This is a genomic window from Curtobacterium sp. LFS084, from assembly GCF_047977705.1.
Classification (GTDB): domain Bacteria; phylum Actinomycetota; class Actinomycetes; order Actinomycetales; family Microbacteriaceae; genus Curtobacterium.
In genome coordinates this window covers 12173-25809 of sequence record NZ_JBFPFM010000016.1, presented here as the reverse complement: position 1 = coordinate 25809, position 13637 = coordinate 12173, and the positions used below count along the sequence as shown (strand labels likewise).

9 protein-coding genes are annotated in these 13637 nt (G+C 71.9%); 6 read left to right on the top strand and 3 right to left on the bottom strand.

Annotation, left to right across the window (positions count from 1 at the left end; translation table 11 throughout):
- Positions 1 to 5 precede the first annotated feature (5 nt).
- On the bottom strand, positions 6 to 1313 hold the full coding sequence (gene hisD, locus ACNQOV_RS10415) for a histidinol dehydrogenase (RefSeq protein WP_416394429.1): 1308 nt from the start codon (positions 1311 to 1313) through the stop codon (positions 6 to 8).
- 53 nt (positions 1314 to 1366) lie between these two features.
- Here hisD and ACNQOV_RS10410 point away from each other — a divergent pair, with 53 nt between their 5' ends.
- The 5 genes from ACNQOV_RS10410 (at position 1367) to ACNQOV_RS10390 (ending at position 8094) form a co-directional block, all read left to right on the top strand.
- Positions 1367 to 2719 (top strand): hypothetical protein, encoded by a 1353-nt coding sequence (locus ACNQOV_RS10410; RefSeq protein ID WP_416394428.1) that lies wholly within the window; start codon positions 1367 to 1369, stop codon positions 2717 to 2719.
- The gene (locus tag ACNQOV_RS10405) at positions 2716 to 4161 is read left to right on the top strand and encodes a glycosyltransferase family 2 protein (RefSeq protein WP_416394427.1); all 1446 of its coding nucleotides are present in this window, start codon (positions 2716 to 2718) and stop codon (positions 4159 to 4161) included. The genes ACNQOV_RS10410 and ACNQOV_RS10405 overlap by 4 nt, the downstream gene beginning before the upstream one ends.
- Positions 4161 to 6761: a glycosyltransferase gene (locus tag ACNQOV_RS10400; RefSeq protein WP_416394426.1), complete on the top strand. Its 2601-nt coding sequence runs from the start codon at positions 4161 to 4163 to the stop codon at positions 6759 to 6761. Before ACNQOV_RS10405 ends, ACNQOV_RS10400 begins: the two co-directional genes overlap by 1 nt.
- Before the next feature lie 102 nt (positions 6762 to 6863).
- Positions 6864 to 7019, top strand: coding sequence for a hypothetical protein (locus ACNQOV_RS10395; protein ID WP_022905388.1), 156 nt, complete (start codon positions 6864 to 6866; stop codon positions 7017 to 7019).
- Positions 7020 to 7041: 22 nt separating this feature from the next.
- Complete coding sequence (locus ACNQOV_RS10390) at positions 7042 to 8094, top strand: glycosyltransferase (RefSeq protein WP_416394425.1); 1053 nt, start codon at positions 7042 to 7044, stop codon at positions 8092 to 8094.
- A 40-nt stretch (positions 8095 to 8134) separates the two neighbouring features.
- Here ACNQOV_RS10390 and ACNQOV_RS10385 read toward each other — a convergent pair whose 3' ends face one another.
- Together ACNQOV_RS10385 and ACNQOV_RS10380 are read right to left on the bottom strand one after the other, a co-directional pair.
- Positions 8135 to 9796 (bottom strand): glycosyltransferase family 2 protein, encoded by a 1662-nt coding sequence (locus ACNQOV_RS10385; RefSeq protein ID WP_416394424.1) that lies wholly within the window; start codon positions 9794 to 9796, stop codon positions 8135 to 8137.
- Positions 9793 to 11880 carry an acyltransferase family protein gene (locus ACNQOV_RS10380; RefSeq protein ID WP_416394423.1) on the bottom strand — a complete coding sequence of 696 codons (2088 nt, stop codon included), beginning with the start codon at positions 11878 to 11880 and terminating at the stop codon, positions 9793 to 9795. The genes ACNQOV_RS10385 and ACNQOV_RS10380 overlap by 4 nt, the downstream gene beginning before the upstream one ends.
- Positions 11881 to 12028: 148 nt before the next feature.
- Between ACNQOV_RS10380 and ACNQOV_RS10375 the strand changes: the two genes are divergently transcribed.
- On the top strand, positions 12029 to 13633 hold the full coding sequence (locus ACNQOV_RS10375) for an endonuclease/exonuclease/phosphatase family protein (protein WP_416394422.1): 1605 nt from the start codon (positions 12029 to 12031) through the stop codon (positions 13631 to 13633).
- Positions 13634 to 13637: the final 4 nt, after the last annotated feature.

The following is a 13637-nucleotide window of genomic DNA, read 5'->3' as shown; positions in this document are numbered from 1 at the left end:
CCAGGCTACCGGTTCGTGCGCTCCGTCACGGCGGCGCCGTGCGCGGGGAGCTGCTCCTCGGTGGCGAGGGCGGCGATGTGCGGCGCGACCTCGGCGAGGGCGTCGGGCGTGTACCGGACGACCTGCTGGGGCCGCAGGAACGTCGAGGCGGACAGCCCGGACCCGAAGCGGGCCTGCCCGCCGGTGGGCAGGACGTGGTTCGACCCGGCGAGGTAGTCGCCGAGGCTCACGGGCGTGCTCGGTCCGACGAACACCGCACCGGCGGCGTCGATGTCGGCGAGGACCACGTCGTCGTCGGCGGTCTGGATCTCGAGGTGCTCGGGTCCGTACGCGTTGCTCACAGTCGCCGCGTCGGCGAGCGAGTCCACGAGCACGATCGCGGACTGCGGTCCGTCGAGCGCGACCTGGAGGCGCGACACGGTCCCGACGCGCGCCGCGCGTTCCGGGATGGCCGCCTCCACCGCGTCGGCGAACGCCGCGGACGTCGTCACGAGGACGGCGCCGGCCTGCTCGTCGTGCTCGGCCTGGCTGATGAGGTCGGCGGCGACGTAGCCGGGGTCCGCGGTGTCGTCCGCGATCACGAGGATCTCGGTCGCGCCGGCCTCGGAGTCGATGCCGACCGTGCCCCGCACGATCCGCTTCGCCGCGGCCACGTAGTTGTTCCCGGGACCGGTGACGAGGTCGACCGGCTCGAGGCCGATCTCGCCGACACCGTGGGCCAGGGCGCCGACGGCTCCGGCGCCGCCCATGGCGTAGACCTCGTCGATGCCGAGGAGCCCGGCCGCGGCGAGGATCGTCGGGTGGACCGCGCCGCCGTGGGCGCGCTGCGGCGGCGACACGAGCGCGATCGACCGGACGCCGGCGACCTGCGCGGGGACGACGTTCATGACGACGCTCGAGGGGTAGACGGCCTTGCCGCCGGGCACGTAGAGCCCGACGCGGCGCATCGGCTGCCAGCGCTGGTGCACCTCGGCACCGTCGGCCAGGGTGGTGACGGACGCGGCGGGGACCTGTGCGGCACTCGCCGCCCTGACCCGGCGGATCGCCTCGTCGAGCGCCGTGCGGAGTTCCGGCGTCAGGCCGGCGACGGCCGCGGCGATCTCGGCCGCCGGGACCCGGACGTTCGCGGGCGCTCCCCCGTCGAACCGTTCGGCCTGGTCGCGCAGCGCCGACGCCCCGTGCTCGCGGACGGCGTCGACGAGCTCGCGGGCGGCGTCGACCGCGTGCGAGACGTCGCCGGTGGCGCGCGGCATGAGTCGGAGGAGTTCGGCGCGGGCGGGGAGCCCGCCGCGGAGGTCGATTCGCTGCATCATGAGGGTGTCGATCCTACCGAGCGACGCCGTGTGGCCCAGTAACGTGAGGGTCGATGAACTTCGAGAAGGCACGACGCCTCGTCGGCGACCTCGTCCGTGTGAACGAGCGCTACGCCCGGGACGGCCACTACCGGAACGACGTCCGCGAGCGACTCGGGCGGACGGTGTCCCGCGTGGACGTCGGGGTGGCCCGGCGCGAGCGCGACCGTGCACCGCTGACCGCCCGCCCGTTCGAGGGCCTGGTGGAGACGAGCCTCGCGCTCGCCGGCATCCGGACGACCGACCGTGCTCCCGAGGTCGTGCTCGTGGTCGACGAGCTCCGCGAGGGCGCTGCCTTCGCCGGTGTGCAGACCGCACTGGCCGTGGCGCTCGCGCTCGGCGGACGGCTCGGCCGACCGGTCCGCGTGGTGATGGTCCGCTGGACCACGCCGGGCAACAGCGCCGCCGCGGCCGAGGCCCTCGTCGCCGACCGCTTCCCGGAGTCCCTAGTCGACGGCCGCCCGGGGGTCCGGGTGGTCCGCCGCGAGGACGTCCTCGACACGACGTTCGGCGATGACGACGTCTGGATCGCCACGCACTGGAAGACCGCGCACCCGATCGACGTCGCGGTCACCGCCGGGGTGATCGGCCGCGAGCGCGTCGTCTACCTCGTGCAGGACTACGAGCCCGGGTTCAGCCCGTGGTCGACGGAGTACGCCGTCGCCGCCTCGACCTACCGCGCCGGCTTCCGGATGCTCGTGAACTCGGAGCCGCTGCGCCGGTACCTCGCCGAGGTCGAGGCACTCGACGTGCCGCGCGAGCGCACCTTCGCGCCGCACCTGGACCTCGAGCTGCTCGACCGCGTCGCCGAGGCACGCCGGCACGAGGACGTCGTGCGCGTGCTCTTCTACGGTCGTCCGAGCAAGCACCGCAACCTGTTCCGACTCGGCGTCGCCGCACTCCGGGTGGCGGTCCAGGAGCTCGCCGTCGACGGTCTGCGCGTCGAGTTCCACTCGGCGGGCGAGCAGCACGGCGACGTCGAGCTCGACGGCGGTCGCGGCGACGTGAAGCTCGTCAGCCACGGCACGATGCCGTGGGACGACTACTTCCGCTTCATCGCGTCCACCAACGTCGTGCTGTCGCTGCAGCACAGCCCGCACCCGAGCCACCCGCCGTTCGACGGTGCGATCTCGGGGGCCCGCGTCGTCACGAACGAGTTCCGGGACACCCGTGCGCACCTGCACCCGAACCTGACGGCCGTGCCCGCCGACGCCCGGTCCCTGGGGCTCGCCGTCGCCGACGCGGTCCGGCGGGCGGCGGCCGAGGGGCCGACGGGTGCCGTCCCGCTCGCCGACGGCGCGCTCGGGGGTCCGCTCGACGCGGCCGTCGACGCACTCGCCACCAGCCTCGAGGAGCCTTCCGCATGACCCGCACCACCCTCGTCGTCGTCCCGGTGTACGGCGATCTCGAGTCCCTGCTCCGCTGCGTGGACGGATTGGTCGAGCACCTCGCCACGGACCGCCACCGCGTGCTGCTCGTCAACGACTGCGGCCCCGACGCGGACGCGATCGAGTCCGCCCTGCTCGGGCGCATCGCTGACCGTCCCGGCTTCCGGTACGAACGCAACGACCACAACCTCGGGTTCGTCGGCACCTGCAACCGCGCCGTGACCGAGCTCGACGCGGGCGCCGACGGCGAAGCGGTCCTGCTGCTGAACAGCGACGCGGTCCCCACCGCAGGCTTCCTCGACGCGATGCTCGCCGTCCTCGACGAGGACCGCACCGGCGTGGTGACCGCCAGGAGCGACAACGCGACGATCGCGAGCATCCCGTACCGGCTGACGAACCGCGGCGCGGCGCGGACCGAGGCACGGACCCGCGCGGTGTGGGACGCGATCGCACCGCTGCTGCCGGCGTCGCAGGTGCTCCCCGTCGCGATGGGCTTCTGCTTCCTGACCCGGCGCGAGCTCGTCACCGAGCACGGCCTCTTCGACGAGGCGTTCGCCCCCGGGTACGGCGAGGAGAACGACTACTGCCTCCGCATCGCCGCGCACGGCTGGCTCGCGAAGATCGCGAACCGGGCACTCGTCCTGCACGCCGGCGGGAAGAGCTTCGCCGGCAACCGGTCCGCGCTGCGCGCCGCCCACCAGCGCGAGCTCGAGCGCCGCTACCCCTTCCTGCCGGACGCGGTCGCCGCCTACCAGCGGCACGGCACGACGGCGACCGAGCGGTTCGCCGACGTGCTCGTCCCCGCGGGACCCGCCGCGCGGCTGGCGGTCGACCTGCATCACGTCGAGGACGCCGCGGGGCTGGCCCGGCGGATCGACGCGGCCTTCGGGGACGGCTTCGCCCTGGAGGCGCGGCTCCCCGCCGGCACGCCGGCCCCGGACGGCTGGACGGTCACCACCGACGACCCGGACCCGGACGACCTCGTCACCGTGCAGGTGCTGGTCGACCCGACACCGGCCGACCTCGTCACGGCGAACCGCCGTGCGGCCTTCTGGGTCGTGATCGAGACCGGCGTCGCGTCCGTCCCGTGGTCGTCCGCGTCGTACCGCGCCGGGTCGGACCGCGTCGACGCCCTCGTCCGGCCGTTCGCGGACGTGGTGGGCCCGGAGGAGCTGGAGAGTGCCCGCGAGGGCGTGGAGCACAGCATGCTCGCTCCGCTCGAGGGCACCTCTGCCCACCTCGAGCGGCGCTGGGCGGCACTGCTCCCCCTCGACCTCGCTGCCGCCGAGGTCGGTGCACGCGGCGCCGCCACCGAGGTCGCGCGACTCCGCCGGGAGCTCGAGGATCTGCGCACGAGCCGGTCCTTCCGCACCGGTCAGGCGATCGCCAAGGTCGCCGCACGACTGCCGGGGCGTCGCTGATGGCCGACCGGAGCGGCATCGGACGCATCACCCGGCGACTCGCACGCGGGCTGCGGGGCCCCGAGAAGCCGCTGACCGTCACGGACCGGCTCGACCGGTGGGCGCGGCGCATCGGCGAGTTCGGCGTGCTCGACCGCCCGTACCTCGAGGCCCAGACCGGGCGGACCTTCGCCACCGACGACGAGGCGATCGCCTTCTACGTGCACAACGACGGCCAGCGGGGGCTCTCGCTCAGCCCCCTCGTGGAGCACGAGTGGATGCGCGAGCACCAGCCCGTGCCCGCGATGTCCTGGTACGACGCACTGCACCAGGAGGGGCCGGAGCTCTTCCAGACCGGACCGCTCTTCGACGCCGCGGCGTACGCGGCGTCGCTGCCGGCGGCCGACCGACCGGCGTCCACGCTCGATGCGCTCCGCCACTTCCTGCGGAACGCGACCGACGAGACCACGCTCCCCGTGCCTCCAGGCCGTCGCGGACCCGCGCCGACCTGGGCCGCCGTCCGCGAGTCGGCCATGGTTGCGGCTCGCGAGTTCGCCGCGGCCCAGCACCGGACCCGGCGTCGCTACCGGGCGACGTGGGACGGACCGGAGACCGCCGAGGTCCTCGCACGGTACCCGCGCGGGGCCGCCCGCCGCGAGGCCGAGCAGCCGCTCGTCTCCGTCGTGATGCCGGTGCACCGCCGGGCCGACGTCGTCGGCGCGGCCATCGCGTCCGTGCGCGCCCAGCAGCACGCCGCGTGGGAGCTCGTGCTCGTCGACGACGGGTCGGGTGACGACACGGTCGACGTCGTGCGCCGGGCCGCGGTCGATGAACCGCGCATCCGCCTCATCGAGCGCGAGAACGGCGGCGCCGGTGCCGCACGCAACACCGGGCTGGCCGCCGTGCGCGGCGACTTCGTGGCGTTCCTCGACGCGGACAACACCTGGCGGCCCGAGCACCTCGCCGTCGCGGTGTCGGCGCTGCTCGAGACGGACGGTCCCGGGGTGCACACCGGCGTGCGGATGATCGGTGCGAACAACGCCGACGACTCCACCGCGCCGGTCGAGACGTACCGCGGCGAGGACGGCACCCTCGACGACCTGTTCGCCGGGAACTTCATCGACCTCAACGCCCTCGTCGTCCGCCGGGACGTCGCCGCCGCCGTCGGCCCCTTCGACGAGACGCTCCGGCGGTGGATCGACTGGGAGTGGCTGCTCCGCATCGGGAAGCGCTTCGGCGTCCCCGCGTACGTCCCCGTGATCGGCGTCGACTACGACAACGTCCGCGACCCGCGGCGGGTCTCGTCCGCGCAGCCCGCGTCGTGGCAGGAGGTCGCGCTCGCGCGGCACCGCATCGACTGGGACGCCCTCGCCGCGGCGGCGCCCACCCGCGACGCCGCCCTGGTGTCCGTGGTCGTGCCCGTCTTCCGCGACTGGACGATGACCCGTCGGGCCGTCGACACCGTGCTCGGCGCGGCCGACCACGACGGCGACCGGGTCGAGGTCGTGCTCGTCGACAACGGGTCGCCTCGGTCCGTGTCGGCGATCCTCGGCGCGTGGTTCCGCGACGAGCCCCGTGTCGTGCTGCAGCGCGAGGACCGCAACCGCAACTTCGGGCTCGGCAGCGACCTCGGCCTCGCCCGTTCCGCCGGCGGCACCGTCGTCATGCTCAACAACGACACCGAGGTCACCACCGGGTGGCTCCGCCCGCTCGTCGCGGCACTCGAGGACCGTGCCGTCCTCGGCGCGCAGCCGCTCCTCGTCTACCCGGACGGCGTCGTCCAGACCGCCGGCACCGTCTTCGGCGGCGACAAGGTGCTGCCCTGGCACTTCCTCGGCGACCACCCGCGCCACGACGCGTCCCGAGCCTTCGGCGCGACCGCCGGCGACCCGGGCTCCCCCGCCCGGTTCACCGCGATCACCGCCGCGGCGGCCGCCTTCCGGGCCGCCGACCTGATCCGCTGGCACGGGTTCGACCCCGTGTACGCGAACGGCCTCGAGGACGTCGACCTGTGCCTGCGGGCCATCGAGTCCTCGCCTGCCGGATCGGCCTTCGTCGTCGTGCCGGCGTCCGTCGTCGTCCACCACGAGAGCCGCACACCCGGCCGCGACGACGCCCGCGTCGACAACCGCCGGATCTTCGACGAGCGCTGGCGCGGTCGCTACCCGGCCGCCGACGCCGTCGACCGGTACGACACCGCCGGCCTCCGGTACCTCGGCGTCGAACCCGGGCTGCCGAAGGGCCACGACGTGCACGTCCGGTCGTCGCGGCCGGTCGTCGTCCGCGAGGAGGGGGCAGTCGGGCTCCGCGTCGCGATCAAGCACGACGGGACCCGCGTGGCGGACGTCACGGCGCTCGTCGCCGCACTGGAGGCCGCCGGCCACACCGCGGCGGTCGACATGCCGACGTCCTGGTACCGGGGGTCCAGCGGGATCGACGAGGTGACCGTGACCGTGGTCGGCGGTGGCTCGGCGTCCGGCCGCGCCGGTGCGTCGTTCGTGCCGCAGCCGGGCGCACGGAACGTCGTGTGGGCCGCGCCGGGGCAGGTCGTGGCGGACGGGGACTTCGCGGTGGTCCTGCCGGCGGGGGACGGGGCGGAGCAGGTGGTCCGGGCGCTGTAGAGCCGAGGATCCGTCCTTTCTGGGGCCGTTTCTGCGGGCACGTTCACCGCCTTCCAAGCCAGACGCCGCCGTCTGTTCACGTTCGCGGAGCACGATGTCTGCATGTCGCTCCTCTCCGATGCCATGCGGTCGACCTTCACGACTAAGTGCTCCGTGTGCGGTGCCGTCATCCGGAGGCGCGACGCGCTCGCTCACGAGGGGCTGGCGTTCTGCTCGGTCCTGCACGAGGCCGAGTACATCGTCGCCACAGCGGACTGACGACTCCCCGTAGGATCGGGCGGTGCCCGATCGCTCCCTCGCGGTGTTCCCGGCCTACCGGGACAACCCGTACCTGAACCTCATGCTGCTGGCGCCGCGGGCGCGCGGCTGGAACGTCCTCGAGAGCACCCGCCTCGAGCAGCTCGAACAGCAGCTCGGACGCCTCGGCGCCGGTGACGTGTTCCACATGCACTGGACCGCGCCGATCGTGCAGCGGACCGACGACGACCTCGCTGCGGCCGGCGCACGCCTCGACCGCTTCCGCACCGCCGTCGACGCGGCACGTGCCCGGGGCGCCCGGCTCGTGTGGACGATCCACAACGTCCTCCCCCACGACGCCCGGCACCTCGAGCTGGAGCTGACGCTCGACCGGTACCTCGCCGCCACCGCCGACGTCGTGCACGTGATGAACGCGGAGACCGCCGCCGCCGTCGCTGACCACTACACGCTGGACCCGGACCGGATCGTCCGCATCCCCCACCCCAGCTACCAGGGCGTCTACCCGGCGTCGGTCACGCGCTCCGAGGCGCGTGCGGCCCTCGGCCTGGTCGACTCGGACCGAACCGTGCTCGCCTTCGGCCAGATGCGACCGTACAAGGGCCTCGACGTGCTGGTCGACGCCGTCCGCCGGGTCCCGGCCGCGGACCGTCCGGTCCTGCTGCTCGCGGGCCGGACGTCGGACGCGGACCGGGCGTCGATCGACACCATGCTCGGCGACGACCTCCGAGCCGTCCGCGAACACGACCACGTCGGCGACGTCGACGTGCAGCGGTGGTTCCGGGCTGCTGACGTGGCCGTCTTCCCGTACCGGCGCGTTCTCAACTCCGGCGCGCTGCACCTCGCGGCGTCGTTCGGCGTGCCGTCCGTCCTGCCCGACGAGCCGCACCTCCGCGCCGAGTTCGGGGACGAAGGGTGGGTGCGGTGGTTCGACGCCGGCGATGCGGCCGCGTCCCTCGCCGGAGTGCTCGCCGCCCCGGTCGACGGTGCGCCGGGGGCCGAGGAGTTCAGTCGGCAGCTGGCGCCGTTCGGGCGGTCCAGGGACTACGCGCGGTTGTTGGACGAGGTCGCGGCCTGACCCCGCTGCTCCGTGCCGGGCCGTCGCATGCCGCGCGGGCTCATCGGAAGCGACCCGCTGCTCTCCGGAGCAGGCCGCGGACTCCACCCTCGCGCGTCGGACGCCGATCGACGAGGAAACGCCAGCCGTCCTTCCGATCGGCCAACGGCTGCATGGGCATCCCCGGGCCGACCGGCGGAAGCGGCATCCGAGCAGTGACGACAGGGAACGATCCGTCGACCCCGTCGAACGACACGGACACCGAGTACCGCCCCTCGGCGTATTCCTCCGCTCGGACGGACGATCGCCAACCCCCGGTCGCTGGTGCCGGTGTCGTCGACACCTCCTGACGGCTGGGTCCGGCGAGCTGCAGTGCGACACCGCCTTCGAACGCGCTGAGGTCCGCAGGTCCACCGACGACGATGCCCGCGTCGGAGACGTCGACGTGGTCGATCACGAGCGGAACGAGGTGGCGCAGCGCGGAGGCTGTCCTGACCGCAGCAGGGCTCCCGGACCTGACGGCAGCGATCATCGCATCGCTGAGCGCGCTCCCGGTGGGGCGGAACTCCGTGTGGGAGACCGGTCCGAGTCGATCGGCGAGCCAGGCCTCGCCCACACCGTCCGCGCCGTTCACGAGGGCCGGCACGAGTCCTCCGGTCGCGAGGTCCGTCGCGATCAGCGGGTCGGTAGCGAGCAACAGCACCACGGCGTTGATCCACGCATCGAGCCGGTCCTCGGCGTGCGCGCTCGTGGAGCCGATGACGAACGCCGTCGCGGCCGTCCAGTCGCCCTGCATGACGAGGGCCCACAGCATGTGGCGGATCGGAGCAACCCCGGTCAACCCGTCGAGCGGGATCGCTTCGAGCAGCGCTTCCGTGGCGCGCGCGACCGGTGCCACTTGATCGGGCGCCGGTGCGGTCAGCAAGAACCGGTGCAGGTGCGCCCAACCGTCCGCATCCAGCACGATCTCGGCGTGTGCGGTGCGGAGCGCGGTGTCGTGCTGGACCAGTCGGGCGCAAGCCAGTTCCTGCTCCAGGTACCGGGTGGTGACGGTAGCGTCCGCGCGGAGCGACAGCGACGAGGCGTCTGCGCGTTCCCGGTACAGGTACACGCAGGACGGAACGACATCGAGCTTCTCTGCGGACACGAAGGCGCGGGTCATCGGCTCGATGTCCTCGACGCTGTCGATCTCCGGGAAGCGCAGTCCTGCGTGGTCCCAGAAGGCTCGGTGGAACATCCGGTTCCAGCACGGTCTGCTGGACAGCAGTTCCGGCACTGCCCCAGGCACGAGGCCGACGCGCCGCTCGTCGAACGAGTACCAGCGCTCGGTCGGACGCCAGGTCCGTGTCGCAGAGAACTTGAGGTGATCCGCGATGACCATGTCGGAGCCACTCGCCTCGAGCGATCCGAGCATCTCGCGGTAGGCACCTTCCGGGACCAGGTCGTCAGAGTCGGCGAACACGAGGTAGGTGCCGTTCGCGTGTGCGACACCGTCGTTCCTGGCCGCAGCCGCGCTGGAGGCCGATGACGTCACCAGTCGGACGCGGGAGTCGCGCGCAGCGACCGCCCTCACGATCTCCGTCGTACCGTCGGTCGATCCGTTGTCGACCACGATCAGCTCCAGCCCGAGGTCGCCCTGACCGAGCACGCTCTCGATGAGCTCGGCGATCCACGGACCGCTGTTCCGTGCGGGGACGACGACCGAGAGGCGGACGTCGGTCATCCGAGCGCAGCCTTGTCCAGCGTGCGCTCGGAACGCAGTTCACCCGCGAGCCAGGGTCCGAGTGAGGTGCTGTAGGTGTTCGACAGGTGCGAGCCGTCGAAGTAGACCGACACTCCACCGATCGCCGAGTAACACCGTGCATCGTCGCAGAACCGGTCCTGGACTTCGACGTACCGCACGGAGCGAGCGAGACCGTCCTCCTTGAGCGCACGGAACACGGAACTCGTGGCCGGCGGGTACGCGGTGGCGATCGGGTTCGAGCACGACGAGGCTTCCTGCTCCGCGAGGCAATCCGGTCCCCAGACCTTCTTCTCCAGCGTCGGCCCGGTCAACGGCACGTGCTGCATGACCGTGACGTCACGCCCTCGCGCCTGCGAGCCCTGCACGACCCGCTCGTACCCGGCGGCTTGATCGCCTCGCCCCCCGTCGAACACGTAGTTCGCCCAGAGGTTCGCGAGCACGACACGGTCGGCACGAGGGACCACGTTCTTCAGCACCCAGTCGTTCCGGGCGCCACACCACTCCTGCTGGTCCGCCGGGAGCTTCTCTCCCCACGCCGTCTCGTCGGGAGCGATCAGGGATGAGGGGCACTTGTTCCGCGCGGCGACGATCACCTTCCAGTGGTTGATCTTGCCCGCGATGTCGAACGCGGACGACCACGCTCCCGCGTGCGAGTCCCCCCAGAGCAGCACGGTCTGCGTGCCGTCGGGGTCACCCAGTTGACAGAGCTTCTCCGAGTTCCGCGTGATGTCGTCGATGCAGTCGTCCTGCCACGCGAGCGGCTTGTCGGCGAGTGATTCGGGCAGGTGCGCTCGGTCCACCCGGCCGAACGCGTCGTGGCAATCCGGGTTGTCGAGGGCCGCAGCCGCGTAGCAACTGTCCCCGTTGGTCACCTTCGCGATCAGCGCCGCGTTCTCGCTCGCGGTCGCCGAGGCACTGACACCGACGGCACCCACCGAACCGACAGCGAGCACGAGGGCCGCCGTGGCGCCGGCGACGAAACTCCGACGGCGGCGAGCGGTGAGCCAACCGGTGGTCCGGAACGGCTTCTCGACGTACCGCTCCGAGAGGAAGGCGAGGATCAACGTCGTGACGATGATGAGCACCTTCGCTCGCGTGTCGAGGGCCCGGCCCATCGCCAGTGGGACCAGCACGATCAACGGCCAGTGCCAGAGGTAGGCCGAGTAGGAGACATCGCCGAGCCATCGCACGGGGCCGAACCGGGAGAAGAACGCCCATGACCACGGCGCGTCCTCGTCGGAGGCCGTGGCGATGACCAGCCCGGCACCGAGGGTCGGGAGTGCTGCTGCGAACCCCGGGAACGCCGTCGAGTCCGAGAACGCGAACGTGGACACCGCGATGCACCCGATCCCGACCCACGCGGCCGCCGACGGCAGGCGGAACCGCACCGGGAGCATCGCGATCGCGCCGCCCACTGCGAATTGCCAGGCTCGCGCCGTCGTGTCGAAGAATGCGACGTCCGGATCGGTTGCGGTGTGCACGAGCGACCAGACGAAGCTGAGCGCTCCGAGGACGACGACGGCGCCGACGACCGCTCGCCTCGTCGACACACGGCGACGGCGAGCGATGAGCGCGGCAGCGACGAGGAGGATCGGCCAGATGATGTAGAACTGCTCCTCGACGGACAGCGACCAGAAGTGTTGGAGTGCACTCGGCTGCGTTGCGGTTTCGAGGTAGCTGACCGACTGCGAGGCCAGGTACCAGTTCTGCGAGAACAGCGTCGACGCCAGCGCACTCCACCCCGTCGGCGCCAGGCTGGTCGACGGGAGCAGGACGTACGAAGCCACGAGGACGAACGAGATGACGAGCACAGCAGCCGGGGCGAGCCGCCGGATGCGACGTGCGTAGAAGTCGATGAGCAAGCGCGGGGTCGGGTTCGATCCGATCGCCTTGACGAGGTGTCCCGTGATCAGGAACCCGGAGATCACGAAGAAGACATCGACGCCGACGTAGCCGCCAGGAAGTCGGTTGGGCCACAGGTGGTACAAGATGACCAGACCGATCGCGAGCGCTCGCAGACCCTGTATGTCGGCTCGGAAGTGCTGGATTCGTCGGTTCGGCACCAGAGCACTGTAGTGGAAACGAGCCTCCGTCAGCCCACTGAGCCGCGACCAGCGGGCGCCGCGCCGAAGTGGGCGTCCCCCGTTCGGCGGCTACCGGTGGGGACGGGATCGGGCTAGCGTCGGACCAGGATCAGATCAGGGGGTCGACGTGTCTCGTCGCTGGGTTACCCGCGTTGCCGTCATCGGAGCGCTCACCGTCGCTGCAGCCGGCCTCAGTGCGCCCGCGCACGCCGCGACCAAGCCCGCGCAGGTCACCGGCGTCGCGAAGGCGACACAGGACTGGGCCGGCAAGAGCGTCAAGATGACGTGGAAGGCCGTCCCGAACGCGACGTCCTACGTCCTCAAGTGGTCAACCCGATCGGACCTCGCGAGCCCCGTCTACCGGGACTCGTCCGTCGTCGGGGCCTGGATGACGAACCTCCGGCCGGCGACGACCTACTACGTCACGGTGGCTGCGAAGAACGGGACGACGGCCGGCTCCTGGGCGAAGACCGTCACCACGACGCTCCAACCGAACGCCGTCGCGACGTTCGGGACGATCACGGCGAAGCCCGCGCAGAACGGCGTGACGGTGTCCATCCCCGAGGTGGCGAACGCCAGCGACTACCAGGTCCGGTGGTCCGCCGGCCCGAACGAGAACCGGACGCCGGACCGTTGGGCGCCGCACTTCACTCCGTGGTCGTCGGCGTTCGACCCTGCCACGCGGACGTGGACGCTCCCGGCGTCGGACAGCGACCTCACGTCCGTGGCGTACGGCAACCCGATCTACGTCCGTGCCATGGCGCGGAACACCTACTTCAACTCGACCTTCGTCCGGAAATCAGCGCAGGTCAGCGCTTGGCCCGTCCCGACCAAGCCGGTCTCGACGGACCTCCCGGTCCACCTGGCCAGCTACAACGTCCTGTGCTCGGGGTGTGAGACCGGCGGGGCGCCGGGCTGGTCGACCCGCGCTCCGGCGATCGCCGCCACGATCAACGCGAAGGACCCCGACGTGCTCACGGTCCTCGAAGCGAGCGGGCCGTCCGGTGGGACCGGCTCCGCCCAGGCGTACCTCGACCTCGACCGCCGGCTTCCGAACCTGCAGCTCGTCGACAGTGCCCCGATGACGGTCAGCGCCTCGCATCAGGGCAACCGGATCCTCTACGACCCCTCGAAGTACACCGTCGTCGACCACGGGGTCCTCAGCGGCATCAAGGACTACGAGGTGTACCCGGCGTCCGCTGCGCCGGACACGAACACCCCCTGGGCGAAGCTCCGGTCGCGTGACGGCAGCAGCACCACCTTCATCGTGGTCGCCGCGCACTACGGGATCCCGTCGAACTCCTACCCGCAGGCGCGCAAGACGCTCCTCGGCCAGAACTCGACCCAGCTCCTCGCGGCGCTCGATCGCGTCAACCCGGCCAACGCGGACGGGAAGCGCCTCCCGGTGCTCCTGGGCGGCGACCTCAACGACAACCGCTACCCCGAGGACGCGATCGACGGCGCCCAGCCGACACTCGTCCGGGCCGGTTTCTACGACGCGTCGGCCTCGCAGCACCGCTACGGCACCGCGAAGACGACGTACAACAACTACCAGCCGCCGTCGAAGCAGGCAGACGACCCGAACAAGGACGGTCAGCGCATCGACTACATCCTGACGCAGGGGCTCCAGGGCAGCGATGAGTTCGTCAACAACTGGAACCCGGGAACGTCGGTCATCCCGTCCGACCACAACATGATCGAGACGAAGGTGCACGTACCGAACGTCGGCTGACGGT

What these genes read in the sequence shown, in the direction of transcription:
- hisD (WP_416394429.1), bottom strand. Translation starts at nt 1,313, where the DNA reads ATGATGCAGCGAATCGACCTCCGCGGCGGGCTCCCCGCCCGCGCCGAA.
- ACNQOV_RS10385 (WP_416394424.1), bottom strand. Translation starts at nt 9,796, where the DNA reads ATGACCGACGTCCGCCTCTCGGTCGTCGTCCCCGCACGGAACAGCGGT.
- ACNQOV_RS10395 (WP_022905388.1), top strand. Translation starts at nt 6,864, where the DNA reads ATGTCGCTCCTCTCCGATGCCATGCGGTCGACCTTCACGACTAAGTGC.
- ACNQOV_RS10400 (WP_416394426.1), top strand. Translation starts at nt 4,161, where the DNA reads ATGGCCGACCGGAGCGGCATCGGACGCATCACCCGGCGACTCGCACGC.
- ACNQOV_RS10405 (WP_416394427.1), top strand. Translation starts at nt 2,716, where the DNA reads ATGACCCGCACCACCCTCGTCGTCGTCCCGGTGTACGGCGATCTCGAG.
- ACNQOV_RS10410 (WP_416394428.1), top strand. Translation starts at nt 1,367, where the DNA reads ATGAACTTCGAGAAGGCACGACGCCTCGTCGGCGACCTCGTCCGTGTG.